Annotated in this window: 12 protein-coding genes, 2 tRNA genes and 2 rRNA genes; 8 read left to right on the top strand and 8 right to left on the bottom strand. The window is 39.7% G+C overall.

The window, feature by feature from the left end; translation table 11 throughout:
• Positions 1-38: 38 nt before the first annotated feature.
• Positions 39-830: an NRDE family protein gene (locus tag AS4_RS02750; RefSeq protein ID WP_096732954.1), complete on the bottom strand. Its 792-nt coding sequence runs from the start codon at positions 828-830 to the stop codon at positions 39-41.
• A gap of 94 nt (positions 831-924) precedes the next feature.
• Between AS4_RS02750 and lgt the strand changes: the two genes are divergently transcribed.
• The 3 genes from lgt (at position 925) to AS4_RS02735 (ending at position 2,587) form a co-directional block, all read left to right on the top strand.
• Positions 925-1,743 carry a prolipoprotein diacylglyceryl transferase gene (lgt, locus tag AS4_RS02745; RefSeq protein WP_034609684.1) on the top strand — a complete coding sequence of 273 codons (819 nt, stop codon included), beginning with the start codon at positions 925-927 and terminating at the stop codon, positions 1,741-1,743.
• Positions 1,744-1,829: 86 nt separating this feature from the next.
• On the top strand, positions 1,830-2,216 hold the full coding sequence (locus tag AS4_RS02740; protein ID WP_034609682.1) for a hypothetical protein: 387 nt from the start codon (positions 1,830-1,832) through the stop codon (positions 2,214-2,216).
• Positions 2,216-2,587, top strand: a complete 372-nt coding sequence (locus tag AS4_RS02735) for a hypothetical protein (RefSeq protein ID WP_096732952.1) — start codon at positions 2,216-2,218, stop codon at positions 2,585-2,587. Before AS4_RS02740 ends, AS4_RS02735 begins: the two co-directional genes overlap by 1 nt.
• Before the next feature lie 108 nt (positions 2,588-2,695).
• Here AS4_RS02735 and AS4_RS02730 read toward each other — a convergent pair whose 3' ends face one another.
• A complete protein-coding gene (locus AS4_RS02730) occupies positions 2,696-3,223 on the bottom strand; it encodes a hypothetical protein (protein WP_004726489.1) in 528 nt (175 codons plus the stop codon).
• 407 nt (positions 3,224-3,630) lie between these two features.
• Complete coding sequence (locus AS4_RS02725) at positions 3,631-4,428, bottom strand: YwqG family protein (protein ID WP_096732950.1); 798 nt, start codon at positions 4,426-4,428, stop codon at positions 3,631-3,633.
• A gap of 174 nt (positions 4,429-4,602) precedes the next feature.
• On the opposite strand from AS4_RS02725, the gene thyA reads away from it, so the two are divergent.
• The 4 genes from thyA to AS4_RS02705 all read left to right on the top strand — a co-directional run bounded on the left by thyA (position 4,603) and on the right by AS4_RS02705 (position 7,648).
• Complete coding sequence (thyA, locus tag AS4_RS02720) at positions 4,603-5,445, top strand: thymidylate synthase (RefSeq protein WP_096732948.1); 843 nt, start codon at positions 4,603-4,605, stop codon at positions 5,443-5,445.
• Positions 5,446-5,524: 79 nt separating this feature from the next.
• Positions 5,525-6,037 carry a dihydrofolate reductase gene (locus AS4_RS02715; protein ID WP_096732946.1) on the top strand — a complete coding sequence of 171 codons (513 nt, stop codon included), beginning with the start codon at positions 5,525-5,527 and terminating at the stop codon, positions 6,035-6,037.
• 31 nt (positions 6,038-6,068) lie between these two features.
• Positions 6,069-7,130, top strand: a complete 1,062-nt coding sequence (locus AS4_RS02710; protein WP_096732944.1) for an Lnb N-terminal periplasmic domain-containing protein — start codon at positions 6,069-6,071, stop codon at positions 7,128-7,130.
• Positions 7,131-7,207: 77 nt separating this feature from the next.
• On the top strand, positions 7,208-7,648 hold the full coding sequence (locus tag AS4_RS02705) for an META domain-containing protein (RefSeq protein ID WP_096732942.1): 441 nt from the start codon (positions 7,208-7,210) through the stop codon (positions 7,646-7,648).
• Between the two features lie 336 nt (positions 7,649-7,984).
• Here the strand turns inward: AS4_RS02705 and AS4_RS02700 are convergent, their stop codons facing one another.
• Positions 7,985-9,997: an Ig-like domain-containing protein gene (locus tag AS4_RS02700; protein WP_096732941.1), complete on the bottom strand. Its 2,013-nt coding sequence runs from the start codon at positions 9,995-9,997 to the stop codon at positions 7,985-7,987.
• A gap of 142 nt (positions 9,998-10,139) precedes the next feature.
• Here AS4_RS02700 and AS4_RS02695 point away from each other — a divergent pair, with 142 nt between their 5' ends.
• Positions 10,140-11,513, top strand: coding sequence for a dihydrolipoyl dehydrogenase (locus tag AS4_RS02695; RefSeq protein ID WP_096732939.1), 1,374 nt, complete (start codon positions 10,140-10,142; stop codon positions 11,511-11,513).
• Positions 11,514-11,657: 144 nt separating this feature from the next.
• Here AS4_RS02695 and rrf read toward each other — a convergent pair.
• The 4 genes from rrf to AS4_RS02675 all read right to left on the bottom strand — a co-directional run bounded on the left by rrf (position 11,658) and on the right by AS4_RS02675 (position 15,394).
• Positions 11,658-11,772, bottom strand: a 5S ribosomal RNA gene (gene rrf / locus AS4_RS02690).
• 169 nt (positions 11,773-11,941) lie between these two features.
• Positions 11,942-14,832 (bottom strand): 23S ribosomal RNA (locus AS4_RS02685).
• Positions 14,833-15,169: 337 nt separating this feature from the next.
• A tRNA-Ala gene (locus tag AS4_RS02680) sits at positions 15,170-15,245 on the bottom strand.
• A gap of 72 nt (positions 15,246-15,317) precedes the next feature.
• Positions 15,318-15,394: transfer RNA gene (locus AS4_RS02675), tRNA-Ile, on the bottom strand.
• Between the last annotated feature and the right edge of the window lie 29 nt (positions 15,395-15,423).

Here is a 15,423-nt window from a genome sequence, read left to right as displayed (position 1 = left end):
CTAAATTTATTTTTTTAAAGCCATAGTGACGAAAGTTGCTATGGCTTTTTATTTTCAATAACGCGCTTAATCTCGACTAACTCGCCCATATGTTCACCTTGTTGTGTTTTTTCGATCCAATCAATCTGCGTACTGCTTATTCTTAAAAAGTTGGAACAACGCGTCCCATAAATTGGACTTTGAATAAATGTTGAAGACAACAAAGCTTCCATTTCAGGATTAATTCCAGTATTGGGCAGTAAATCAGGAATAATTTTTCGTTCATCTTCTAAAATATCCCAAACAGCGAATTGTAGATCTTGCTCTGGGATAGCAGGAACTTGCAACATGGGTAAAAATTCTTGGGTAAAGCGTTGACGTAAATGCTTGGTTTTTTCCCAATCGTCTGACATCAAGCCATTTGAAACGACAAATACACCTTGGGATAACACTTGTGGAGCTTCACCACGATTACTCATATAAACAGCTTGCTGTCGATCACCCACAAATAAGTTAAAACCCGCATAATCTCTTTGCTGCTTTTCCAATGCTTGTGCAAAACGAATTGGTGTTTGATCTGACGCTAAAAAGGCTTGAATCAAATAGCCACGCGTAGTGGGATAAGTTTGTTTATCAGCACCATCACGATAATTGGTAATCACTGCCCAACGTCCCTGCGGTGTGACCCCCATCCATGTCCCGCCTGATTGCAAATCTTGCCCTGCAATAATCGGACTGTTCGACCATGACTGTAATTGAGTGCTTGGACGATGGTAGAATTCGTCACGATTTGAAATTAAACAAACAGGTAAATCATCCAAAACTTGCCAAGCCAATGCCACAATACACATAAAATACATTCCATGAAGTTTACACATTGAATGTACAACATTTTTAATATGTTTCAGCTAAAATCTGTGCAAAATAGAAAATCAAGGATTGGGAATGCTTACCTACCCGAATATTGACCCAGTTGCAATATCACTGGGTCCACTCAACGTCCATTGGTATGGGCTGATGTATCTCTTGGCATTTTTATGTGCTTGGGGCCTTGCCACTTATCGCGCCAAACAACGTGCTGACTGGAACTCTGAAATGGTTTCAGATTTGGTGTTCTATGGCGCACTTGGGGTTGTACTCGGTGGTCGTGTTGGTTATGTCTTATTTTACGAGTTTGGCAAATTTTTAGCAGATCCTATCTGGCTATTTAAAGTCTGGACTGGTGGTATGAGTTTCCACGGGGGCTTCCTTGGCGTAATGATCGCCATGCTTTTGTGGTGTCATAAATATAAGAAAACTTGGTTTGAAACACTGGACTTCATTGCACCCTGTGTACCGACGGGCTTGATGTTTGGTCGAATTGGTAACTTCATTGGTGGTGAATTATATGGTCGTCAAGTTTCTGACCCTAACTTTGCGCTAGGTATGATCTTCCCGACTGATCCACTACATTTGGTTCGTCATCCATCTCAGCTCTATCAAGCGCTGTGTGAAGGACTGCTGCTGTTCCTTATTCTATGGTTCTATAGTGCTAAACCACGCCCACGTTATGCTGTATCTGCAATTTTTCTAATGGGTTATGGCTGTGCTCGATTCTTTATGGAATTCTTCCGTGAACCTGATGCAGATCAAGGTTATATCCTGTTTGGCTGGATGACCAAAGGTCAAATCCTCTCATTCCCAATGATTCTGATTGGATTGTGGTTAATTTGGTACGCTTACCAAAAGAAAATTTTTGACTGGGGTCCACAAAAAAATACTTAAGCCTTATGGGCTAAGTTTAAAAAGGTGAAGCTAAGCTTCACCTTTTTTATGCTAAATTATCATTATTCAATTTAAACGAAATCACTATGCTTGAATTTTGGTTTGATCCTAAAGTCTCGGTTGCAAAGAAGCTCATTTTCCTTATTTTATTGGCACTGGTCACTATTGGACTATATTGGTACCAGCCTCTAACCCCTGATAATATTTTACTTTTTGCAGGTACAGGTATTATTTTTCTGATTTGTCGTTACTGTAAGGTTCATTTTGCAGCCCAACGTCCAACAGGATTTCTTTATCGTTTATTGACCTGGATTCCACTGGCTTTAGTTTTGGCATTGGTTTTTAAAAATATGAACAATGGTGAAATTTTAATCCCAGGCGCTCAAGGTATTGGTTTTATGGCCCTAGCGGTTTGTATTTTTTCACCACTCTCGCTACTCAATAAAAATTCATCTGAACAAGCGTCTAAATAATGTTAGATTTTTGGTATTCAGCGCGCTGTAGCCGTGAAATGAAAGTGATCATCTCAATCTTAACCTGTGTGATAATTTATTATTGCGCCACGATTGAGAAGTTAAGTCCAACGTTTACCGTGATATGTTTAGCAATTGGAGTCTCTACGCATTTATTAAGAATGCTAGGGCTAAAAATTGCTCAACATAATGTCTATGCTCAAGGTTTTAAAATTTTATTTTCAATCTACCCATTGCTTGCACTTATGCTTTTAATGGCTTTTTTACCCGCACAACATAAAATATTGACCTCGATTCAAGCCATTGGCTTTGCTGCATTGGGTCTATTTATCATGTCAATTTATCAAAATCGCGCAAAACGTTTTGACTAAAGGTGTTGTAGTAAAAAAGCATAGTAATAAAAAAGGAAGCCTTTCATTCCAAAAGCTTCCTTTTTTATCTTTTAATCCGTAATGGATTAAATGCTTTTGACTGTATAACTAAGCAGCTAAACGATAATATTCATAGGTTACATTTGGGTCTTTATACACATCGTAACTACGTTGTCTAAAATCAGAAACCCATTGAGAACCTGTAAATCCAGCAATATGGCCATAACGATGGCGACTGGTACTGTTGATGATATAAATATCACCTTCTTGAGGATTATCAAAGTCAGGACGAATTTGCTTATAACCAATCTCAGTTAAAGTCGAACCCCAATCTGAAGCCGCAACAGGATGATCAGAAAAACGTGCACCAGCTGATTCAAGCGCTATACGCACATATCTTGCACAACGATGTGCAGTAGTACTACGTGACATACTGACAAGTTTTTCAGTAAATTTACTAATATCGATTAAGCTTTCTTTCTTAAATGCTTCAGTTTGATTTTTAAAAGTTTCAAATGCTTTATTTTTTAAGTATTCATCTGGTCGAAAATTATTATTTTGATTTTCCGATCGAATCTGAATATGAACCGTGGGATTCACGTATTCATTCATATTAACATTGTGGTCGTAAATCATGCATTGTCCTCAAACTGCCCTTTTGAATTGATTCAAACCACCTTGTTTAAACCAATAACAACTTTTCACAAGCCATGAATAGTAATCAGCAATTCTTAAAATGTAGACTTAAAACATGTAAAAAAATATGTAAGTGTTAATAAATCTCATTTGTAACACCTCAAGCTACTGAAACTGCTGACATTACACAATTCATCATCTGGGTTTGTTTGTTTAAAAATTAATCAACAAAAGTTTACTCGGCCGTATCATTAAAATATTTTCTTAATCTAATCAACACATTAAACTGTCAATTCAGTCACACTTTTGTTTTATGAATTCAGAAAAATCGTATGCCAAAGAAAGATTTTTTCAATAAAAAGCTGACGTTATCAACATCAGTTTTTTAGAAATTATGCCGTCGGTGCTTAATAACAATCCCAGTTATACACCACTTTAGAGAAATCTCTTTTTTCAAGATCATCCGGATGAATAAAGAAGTTCCCTACGCCTGAGTCGCCCCACATGATCTCAATACCTTCAGCTTCACCTGTATCAATCTGCAACAGCAAAATATAATCTTGAATAGATTCATTGTATTCACGCGGGTCCGTTTGAGTAAAAAATGGATATCCCCCTAAACGATGACCGCTTGCGGAAAAAACTTCACTGTACTCATCACAGAACTCTTCCTCATCTTCTCTTTCATAAGGGTCTGTGACTTTTTGAGCAAAATCAAAATTATTCATATCAATATAGCTTTCTGCCTTCTCAAACTGAATCGCAGACTGCCCTGCGATAGGACTATAAATATCGCCCTCAGCAAAACTTGGAAAATCACTTTGTAAAAGTGCAAGATCTTGCTCAATCTTGTCATAAAAAACCACGCGAAAGCCATCTTGCTTTTTTTGATCATCAAAATTGAGACCATATAAATCATCATGCGGATTGATAAAAAACTGTAAAATTCCAGATTTTGGATAATGTTGATTTTCTGGCATTTCTGCAAAATTGATCTGCGCCAATAATTGTAGGTCATCCCCCTCCGCACTCTGCGGATATTGCTTTCCTACAGGTAAATAGGGATCTCCACCCACTTTGCTTTGCCAAATCTGTAAATCTTCAGTCGGCACTAATGATATTTCTATACTGTCTTTTTTTGTCGCAATAATTTGCGTTTTATATGGCTGTAAACATGCTGGGAGCTCATTCAAATTTATACTCATTTTCAAATACTCTTAGTTTTAGCTGTTAGATGGATGCAAAACAGAAAATAATCTAGCTTAAAAAGAAACTCAGATTAGTATAAACTCTGAAGCTATTCAGAAACATTACGAATGGGTAATCATGCGACATAATCTGTCATTTATGTCGTATAGACGCCCTAAATTGGACACTATATGAAAGCGTATTTAGACCTTCTACAACATATCCTAGACGATGGCGGTGACAAAGGTGATCGTACTGGTACAGGTACTCGTTCTGTATTTGGTCATCAAATGCGTTTTGACTTGTCAAAAGGGTTTCCGCTACTAACCACTAAAAAAGTTCATTTCCGCTCAATTGTGATTGAACTGCTGTGGTTCCTAAAAGGCGACACCAACGTTCAATATCTTAAAGACAATAAAGTTTCGATTTGGGATGAATGGTCTACCGCTGAGCAGACTGCCCGTTTTGGACGCCCTGAAGGGGAATTGGGCCCAGTCTATGGTCATCAATGGCGTAACTTTGGCGCAACGCAAAAAGACAATGGTTTGTTTGAAAATGATGGTTTTGACCAAATCAGTTGGTTGGTCAATGAAATCAAGACCAATCCAAACTCACGTCGTTTGATTGTGTCTGGCTGGAATCCAAATGAAGCAGGTAAAGTTGCCTTACCGCCATGCCACACTTTATTCCAATTTTTTGTTCAGGATGGAAAGTTGTCTTGCCAACTTTATCAACGTAGTGCAGATGTTTTCTTAGGGGTGCCATTTAATATTGCCAGCTATGCTCTACTGACTCATATGGTTGCTCAAGTTTGTGGTTTAGGCGTAGGTGATTTTGTCTGGACTGGCGGTGATACACATTTATATGTTAACCATTTTGAACAAGCAAAACTTCAGTTAACACGTGCCCCCTTACCATTGTGTCAACTCAAGTTAAATCCTGAAATTAAGGATATTTTTGACTTTAAATTTGAAGATATTGAAATTACAGGTTATGAGTCACATCCTGCAATTAAAGCACCTGTAGCTGTTTAAATATTTTAATTCAGTCTTTCCTTATTCCCTCCTTGCAATAGGAGGGAAAATTTTCCAATGGATAATAAGCGAATTCATTATGACATTTAAAAACTTTGAAATTGTGCATGTCGTTGCAATGGATCAACAACGCTGCATTGGTAAAGCGAACGATCTTCCATGGCATATTTCAGCAGACCTTAAGCACTTCAAAGAAATCACCCAAGGTGGTGTTGTTGTGATGGGACGTAAAACGCTTGAATCGATGGGACGTGCATTACCTAAACGTGTCAATTGGGTAATTACCCGTGATCAGGATTGGAGTTTTGCTGGGGTTAAAACGGCCCATAGTATAGATGCTGCTTTGGAGCAAGCCATTCCTGATGTATTGGCATCAGAAAAACCTGCCAGTATCTTTATCATTGGTGGTGGTGAAATTTTTAAACAAACCATGCACATTGCCGATCGTTTAGAGCTCACCCACATTGAGCTCGATGTACAAGGTGACGCGTATTATCCAGAAATTCCAACGGAATTTAAAAAAATTGCGAGCGAGTCACATGTTGATGACAAAACAGCTATTGCTTTTGAGTTTGCAACATACCGAAAATAGCACTGAACTTTATGAATAAAAATAGTGGCTTATGGATAGCTTAAAAGCAAGATCAATACTGCATACACTTGGAATGGGGATAATCCATTCCTTGTTTAGCTTATTTGTCGTATTGAGCAGCCTGTGGTTTTGTTTCGCGATTTGGATTCAACACCCATTAGGAAAGATTTTCAGTTATATCATCATCCCTATTTGGATTATTTTTGCACTGAGTATTCTTGGAATCTATTTTACTAAAAATATATTTAGCCGAAAAACTGACAGTCTGATCTATATCATCGCCTTTATTGTCAGCTTAGTCTGGTACTTTAATATTCCTGCGCAGCAAGATCGTCAGTGGAGTCCAGAAGTTTCCAGAATTTTTACTTACGAGCAGCAAGGTAATCTTGTCACGATTCATAATGTCCGCAACTTTAATTGGCACTCCCCTGATCAATATGACGAACGCTGGGAAACCAGAAGCTACAACTTAGATGAGATTACAGGCGTCAATATCATCACTTCTTATTGGATGGGGCCACAGATTGCCCATACCTTGGTTAGCTTTGATTTTTTAAATCAGCGCCCACTCGTTTTTTCTATTGAAATTCGGAAAGAGAAAAATGAAAACTTTTCTGCAATTGGTGGGTTTTTTAGACAGTTTGAGCTAAGTCTAATCGCTGCAGATGAAAAAGATATTGTTTATACACGAAGTAATATTCGAGGTGAGCAGGTTTATTTTTTCCCGATTCAACTACCAAAAGCAGAAACCAAAGCATTATTTGAAGAGTATCTTTTGAAATCTTCCGCTTTGGCAGAACATCCAAAGTGGTACAACACCCTAACCAGTAACTGTACAACTTTGGTTTTTGATATGGTTCAGGCGATTTCCCCTGAAAAATTACCAACAGATTATCGTTTATTGGCTTCAGGTTATTTACCCAATTATCTTTATGATTTGGGTGCATTAAATCATCAATGGTCAATCAAAGAATGGTATAAAAAAGCACATATCAATCCAAGAACGGCTGAATATACTCAGTTTAAATATCAAAATAGCGATAACTTTTCTAAAGTGATTCGTTTTGGTTTACCTGAAGACCATACTCAATAATGTATAGCTTTAGTCAGCCCGTCTTTATGGTTTAACTCAATTTTGTTTATATAATGATTAAAATTAGGAGAATACGCATGTTTAAATCCATACTCGCAACCACATTCATCACAGCAACGCTCTTGTTTTCTGGATGTGCATCTACACCAAGTGCTGATCAGCAAAGCCAAAATTTAAGTTTGTTGCAAAACAAAAATTGGACACTTACGCATATTGGTGCAACAGAATATAAAGCAACGCCAAATGCTCACAACATACCAAGTATTCAATTTGGTTCAGATTTACGGGTAAGTGGTGCAGATGGTTGTAATCGTATTATGGGGGCATACGCGATCAAAGGACAGCACTTAACCTTAGGGCAACTCGGCTCTACTCGCATGTATTGTCAGGACACTATGAAACTTGCGGCTGACTATACTGAAGCACTCAATAAGGTGAAAGGTTATCAAGTCTATGACAAAACGTTAAAGTTAGTCGATCAATATGGGAATCGTGTTTTGCAATTTACAACGCCATAACATCACCGAATCACTTATTTATACACAGTTTAAAAGCTTAAAATTTTAGGCTTTTAAACACCTCCAATTATAAAATCCAATACCAACAGTGAAATTGAATAAAAATTTTTAACTCAATCAATGAAAGACAATAATTTTACTACACACGCTGTCTTATCATTGGGATTAGAATAACAACAACTTAAAATTTGGATATTTCTATGAAAGTTATTGGCCTTATCTTGATCTCATGTCTACTTCTATCTGCATGTAGTTCAATGAATGTAAGACCTACGGTTGGGGTAAGTATGGGAACATCTGTTAAATAAAAACAGCGCCGAAGCGCTGTTTTCCCTATTAATTCAGGCTATTAACCACATTAATTAATGGTTTCGTTATTGTTCCATTCGGTGTTGTTACTGTTATACGAATCTCATCGCCTGCAGCACATTTCAGACTACGGACACTGTAAGTGACTATCTTATTATCTTTCTGAGGGAACGTGCCTGGTAATAGTAAATCCATAATACCTGGAACAGTAAGCGCCCCACCAACAACTTCTGCCTCACAAGCCAAATTATTATCTGTATTATCTTTTGCAGTAGCTGAAATTGTTGTACCTGAAGGCATTGGAACTGTTTTTAAACCATTACCATACATTTGAAAAGTAAATATTCCAGGTAAAGCTTGGGTCATTGAGCTATTCACTCCACTCAGAGCTACAAATGTAGGGGTTTCACTTGAGAAAGCAAAACGTAATTGCTTACGTAATACAGCATCTAGTTGATTATTACACGTACCCTCGATATTTGGCTGAGCGATTGTAGACGGAATACATGTTGCACCAGATGCACCACGGACATATTTAAATTCACCTTCATCTTTTTGATTATTCTCATTATCATCTAAAAAGAAATCACCAATATTTTGTGTTAATTTATCAATGCCAATCGTATACATATTATCATTATCTACATCCACATACTCTTTATCGCCTTCAACAAAAGCTAAAACACTCACTCGACTATCAAGTGGACGCGGATTTTGAGTAGTCAAATTAACAGAACAAACACCATTCGTTGTTGCACAATTTGGAGTAATACTTCCACCTTCCGAAATAAAACTAATTACTGTTCCATTTGGTACAGGGTTACCTACACGATCAGCCATCCGTGCCGTAATTGTTGAAATATCACCATCGCCATCACCAGCTAATGCTACTTTGCTTACAGATAAACTCAAACCATTCTGTGTTACACGACCAGAAGCAACTGCTACTTCTTTTGACAACACAAAAATATTTGTATTACTTGCTAATGTAGCTTTAATTTCTACTGGTCCAGGTAAATTACCTGGATAAAGATTTACATTCACTTTACCTGATGCATCACTTTTCACTGTTTTTGGAATTCGATTACCATCAGTAACAAAACTTAAATCACTTGGAGCTTTCGTTAACTCTATGTTGACATCTTGGTTCGCTGCAGGCGTACCGTTTGCATAAACAGTAAACTCAATTCTTCCTGAAGAAGCTGAACCACTGTTTCTAGTGACTAAGTTTACTTTACCCACAGTTGTATAAACTAAAGAATTGGCTGCAATTGCTGCAATTTGTATATCAACAGACTTAGAAACAGAAACATTACTGCCTGTTGCGATAATCTTTTGTCCGCCTTCACACAACTTACCATTTATATCTATTGCTTTATATGTAACAGCAACATCACCTTGATTTGATGAAACAACAGCGTTGTTATCAAAAGTACCGCAACTTGTACTAAAATTCACAGTGATGTTGTTTTGATTATTTTTGGTCACTGAATCTTGTGTTTTAAGCGTTATGATCGTTGAACCACCAGAATCAAGTGAGGTGTTTGCAGCAACCATGTTTTCAAAGGTTATATTTGCAGCTTGTAGGGAATAATTATAAGGCGTTGTTGTTGCAATTGAATCTTTATGACTCACTGTTGCCGTCAACTGATAACTACCAGTGTCTGTACTATTTTCAGGCTTAACTGAAATACTTGCTTCTCCATCGGCATTGGTTAAAACAGCACCATTTGAAGTACCAAATACCACTCCTGTACCTTGAAAAGTAACTAATGCCCCACTAATTCCTTTTCCACTGGCATCAGTAACTTTTACTTTTGCTGTAGCGCCAGAAACTGTTATTGTGTTTGTAGCTACAGAATCTGCATTCAACAAAGTAATTGGACTAATATTTACAGCTTCAACTGTAGTTCCACCATTACCATTGTCTGTTCCGTTATTATTTTTATCATAATAACCTCCACCTCCCCCACCACAACTTGCTAACAAAATAGAAATTGCAATAGCACTTAACTTTCCAGTAAGTTTTCTAGTATCCATAATTTTACTCAACCTAAGAATCCCCAAAAATTGTTGTAGATTATTTTGAATGCTATGTAATCATAGTTATCTATATGTGTAAATATGCTATTTCAAAATGTTTTTTAATGTAATTACTATTATTTAAAATCAGGTTCATATCATGTACGACATCATCATCATTGGCGCAGGAACTGCGGGTATTAGTGCATATAAAGAAGCAATCAAATATACATCTAACATACTGATTATCAATAAAGGTCCATGGGATACAACTTGTGTCCGTGTTGGCTGTATGCCAAGTAAAGTTCTCATTTCAACTGCAAATCGAATGTATGACATTCAAAATGCCAATGAGGTCGCTTTGGAGGTGAAAGCAGAGATTGATACACGTCAAGTTATGCAACATGTCAGAGATTTACGTGATCGCTTTGCTCGGGCGACGCTTAAAGATGTAGAAAGTTGGGAGGCTGCACATAAAATTGATGGCGAAGCTAAATTTGTAAATGCAAATACAGTTGAAGTCGATGGAAAACATTATCAATCTAAATCATTTATTCTTGCTGTAGGCTCAACACCGACCTATAACCAGGATTGGAAAAATAAAATAAGCAATAAACTGATCACTTCGGATGAAGTATTTGAACTTGAGACTTTGCCTAAGTCAATCGCCGTGATCGGTAGTGGTGTGATTGCAATTGAATTAGCTCAAGCGATGCATCGTTTAGGCGTGAATACGACTGTTTTTGCAAGAAGCAAAAAAGTGGGGGTGCTTAGTAGCCCTAATTTACAAGAAATCGCTCAAGCAGAATTATCCAAAGAACTGAATATTAAATTTGAAGTTTTACCTGATTCAATCCAAAATCTTGAAAATGGGGTTGAAATATTATTTATCGAAAATAATGAATCTAAATCCATACAGGTTGACTATATTTTAAATGCGACTGGTCGTGCTACACACTTATCAACCTTGTCCCTCGAAAACATTGATCAGTCATTCTCAGATTTAAAACAATTACCAGTTCATCACACCACCAAACAACTGGCTGATTTTCCAATATTTATTATTGGCGATGCTTTTACCCAAACGCCTTTACAACATGAGGCTGCAAATGAAGGAAGAAATGTCGTTTCAAGTTGTTTAAATTTCCCCAATATTCAACATTTAAATAATCTATCCCCTTTAGGTATCGTGTTCTGTAGTCCAGAAATGGGGATTGCTGGGCAAAACTTTGCCACGCTGTCAAAATCAGACACAATATTTGTTACAGGTTTTGCTTCTTATGAAAAGCAAGGTCGTGCATTGGTTTTAGGTAAAAATAAAGGTGCTGTTGAAGTTTATGTAGATCAGCAAAGTAGAAAACTCTTAGGTGCTGAGCTTTTTGTTGAGTCTGCCGAACATATGACCCACTTACTCTCTTGGATCATTGCAGAACAGCTGACAATTGATGAAATATTAGCAAAACCTTTTTATCATCCAACCTTGGAAGAAGGCTTAAGAACAGCATTAAAACATGCCCGAAGACAGCTTAAATAACGTTTTTACCTATCAAATTAAGCTCTATTTTAAAGAATAGAGCTTTTATATTTTTTGCGCAGATTCCTTTTCATTTCGCTAATCAACACCACCCATAAAAAAACACCCCGGTCTCGCTAGAGAACGGGGTGTTTTAGATTTAAAAGCTGGCGATGACTTACTCTCACATGGGTAACCCCACACTACCATCAGCGCTAAGAGGTTTCACTTCTGAGTTCGGGAAGGGATCAGGTGGTTCACTCTTGCTATTGTCGCCAGCAAACTGTTATGGACTTGTTCGGGTCTTATTTAAATGCCTTACTTCGTACCAAATGAGTTATTAACAGAACATTTGAGTTGAATAGTTTAACTAGCTTTACAACTAAATCAAGTATGTTTGATCTTTTATGAATCAAATGATGCTTCGTATACAACTGCTTGGGTGTTGTATAGTCAAGCCTCACGAGCAATTAGTATTGGTCAGCTTCATGCGTCACCGCACTTCCACATCCAACCTATCAACGTCGTAGTCTTCAACGGCTCTTTAGAGGACATAAAGTCCTAGGGAAATCTTATCTTGAGGTAGGCTTCCCGCTTAGATGCTTTCAGCGGTTATCCCTTCCGAACATAGCTACCCGGCGATGCGACTGGCGTCACAACCGGTACACCAGAGGTTCGTCCACTCTGGTCCTCTCGTACTAGGAGCAGATCCTCTCAAATTTCCAACGCCCACGGTAGATAGGGACCGAACTGTCTCACGACGTTCTAAACCCAGCTCGCGTACCTCTTTAAATGGCGAACAGCCATACCCTTGGGACCTGCTTCAGCCCCAGGATGAGATGAGCCGACATCGAGGTGCCAAACACCGCCGTCGATATGAACTCTTGGGCGGTATCAGCCTGTTATCCCCAGAGTACCTTTTATCCGTTGAGCGATGGCCCTTCCATACAGAACCACCGGATCACTAAGACCTACTTTCGTACCTGCTCGACTTGTGGGTCTCGCAGTTAAGCGCGCTTTTGCCTTTATACTCTACGCGTGATTTCCGACCACGCTGAGCGCACCTTCGTACTCCTCCGTTACTCTTTAGGAGGAGACCGCCCCAGTCAAACTACCCACCAGACATGGTCCTCGTCCCGGATAACGGGACAGAGTTAGAACCTCAATATTACCAGGGTGGTATTTCAAGGATGGCTCCATAGCAACTGGCGTCACTACTTCAAAGCCTCCCACCTATCCTACACAAGTAAGATCAAAGTTCAATGTCAAGCTGCAGTAAAGGTTCACGGGGTCTTTCCGTCTAGCCGCGGGTACACCGCATCTTCACGGCGATTTCGATTTCACTGAGCCTCTGCTGGAGACAGCGCCCCCATCATTATGCCATTCGTGCAGGTCGGAACTTACCCGACAAGGAATTTCGCTACCTTAGGACCGTTATAGTTACGGCCGCCGTTTACTGGGGCTTCGATCAAGAGCTTCGCTTACGCTAACCCCATCAATTAACCTTCCAGCACCGGGCAGGCATCACACCCTATACGTCCACTTTCGTGTTTGCAGAGTGCTATGTTTTTAATAAACAGTTGCAGGGGCCTGGTTTCTGTGGCTGCCAATAGCTCAAGGAGCAAGTCCTATCACCGTCAGCAGCGTACCTTCTCCCGAAGTTACGGTACCATTTTGCCTAGTTCCTTCAGCAGAGTTCTCTCAAGCGCTTTGGTCTACTCGACCTGACCACCTGTGTCGGTTTAGGGTACGATTCCTGTGTAACTGAAGCTTAGAGACTTTTCCTGGAAGCATAGTATCAGCCACTTCGCTAGTAAACTAGCTTGCTATCAGCTCTCAGCATAGAGCACCCCGGATTTGCCTAAGATGCATGCCTACTGCCTTTCACCTGGACAACCAACGCCAGGCTGACTTAACTTTCTCCGTCCTCTCATCGCATTACACAGAAGTATTGGAATATTAACCAATTTCCCATCGACTACGCCTCTCGGCCTCGCCTTAGGGGTCGACTCACCCAGCCCCGATTAACGTTGGACTGGAACCCTTGGTCTTTCAGCGAACGGGTTTTTCACCCGTTTTGTCGTTACTCACGTCAGCATTCGCACTTCTGATACCTCCAGCATACTTCTCAATACACCTTCATCGGCTTACAGAACGCTCCCCTACCACGTATACATAGTATACATCCGCAGCTTCGGCATATAGTTTTAGCCCCGTTACATCTTCCGCGCAGGCCGACTCGACTAGTGAGCTATTACGCTTTCTTTAAAGGGTGGCTGCTTCTAAGCCAACCTCCTAGCTGTCTATGCCTTCCCACATCGTTTCCCACTTAACTATAATTTGGGGGCCTTAGCTGGCGGTCTGGATTGTTTTCCTCTTGACTACGGACGTTAGCACCCGCAGTCTGTCTCCCGGATAGTACTCATAGGTATTCGGAGTTTGCATCGGTTTGGTAAGTCGGGATGACCCCCTAGCCGAAACAGTGCTCTACCCCCTATGGTATTCGTCCGAGGCGCTACCTAAATAGCTTTCGGGGAGAACCAGCTATCACCGAGTTTGATTAGCCTTTCACCCCTATCCACAAGTCATCCCCTGGCTTTTCAACGACAGTGGGTTCGGTCCTCCAGTTAGTGTTACCCAACCTTCAACCTGCTCATGGATAGATCACCCGGTTTCGGGTCTATACCCAGCAACTAAACGCCCTATTAAGACTCGATTTCTCTACGGCTCCCCTATGCGGTTAACCTTGCTACTGAATATAAGTCGCTGACCCATTATACAAAAGGTACGCAGTCACCAAACAAGTTGGCTCCCACTGCTTGTATGCATGCGGTTTCAGGATCTATTTCACTCCCCTCACAGGGGTTCTTTTCGCCTTTCCCTCACGGTACTGGTTCACTATCGGTCAGTCAGGAGTATTTAGCCTTGGAGGATGGTCCCCCCATATTCAGACAAGGTTTCACGTGCCTCGCCCTACTCGTCATCATTATATGTGCCCTTTCGTGTACGGGACTATCACCCTCTACGGTAGCACTTCCCAGAGCTTTCCGCTAAAACACATATAACTTAATGGGCTGATCCCCGTTCGCTCGCCGCTACTGAGGGAATCTCAATTGATTTCTTTTCCTAAGGGTACTGAGATGTTTCACTTCCCCTCGTTCGCCTCGCATGACTATGTATTCATCATGCGATACCTACCTTATGGTAAGTGGGTTTCCCCATTCAGAAATCTCCGGATCACAGGATATTTGCCGCCTCCCCGAAGCTTATCGCAGGCTATTACGTCTTTCATCGCCTCTGACTGCCAAGGCATCCACCACATGCACTTAATTACTTGACTATACAACCCCAAACAGTCGTTAATCCCTACAAGGAGGATCAACAATGTGAACTTAATCACTTCTATTTGTTGCCTGTGAACTTAATCACCATACAGCTTCAATTTAATTCATATACCAAAACGCTTGATTCAGTTTTATCGCTAGTGCTCATTTCATTCAACATTAACAATTGCTTGCTAACATCAACTAAAACGAGTTTAAACAATTATTTCAACTCAAATATATTCTGTTAATGATTCACTACCGCCTCGTCAGCGAGTAGTTAACTGTGATAAATCACAGAACTTAATAAGCTATCGGCTTACTAAGTTCTGTAATCACTTAGTCTTTATATAGTGGTGGAGACTAACGGAGTCGAACCGTTGACCTCCTGCGTGCAAAGCAGGCGCTCTACCAACTAAGCTAAGTCCCCAGCTTAAGATCTTAATATATCTGCTCTTCTGTAATTTGAACTTCAAATTCATTCAAACTCAATCAGTAGACTTGGTGGGTCTGACAAGACTTGAACTTGTGACCCCACGCTTATCAAGCGTGTGCTCTAACCAACTGAGCTACAGACCCTCAGATACATCAATGAAGAACAACTTGTT

Origin of the sequence: Acinetobacter guillouiae (genome assembly GCF_002370525.2) — a bacterium.
Taxonomy (GTDB): domain Bacteria; phylum Pseudomonadota; class Gammaproteobacteria; order Pseudomonadales; family Moraxellaceae; genus Acinetobacter; species Acinetobacter guillouiae.
Note: the sequence above shows the minus strand (reverse complement) of the source record. Positions and strands in the feature narration are given on the sequence as shown.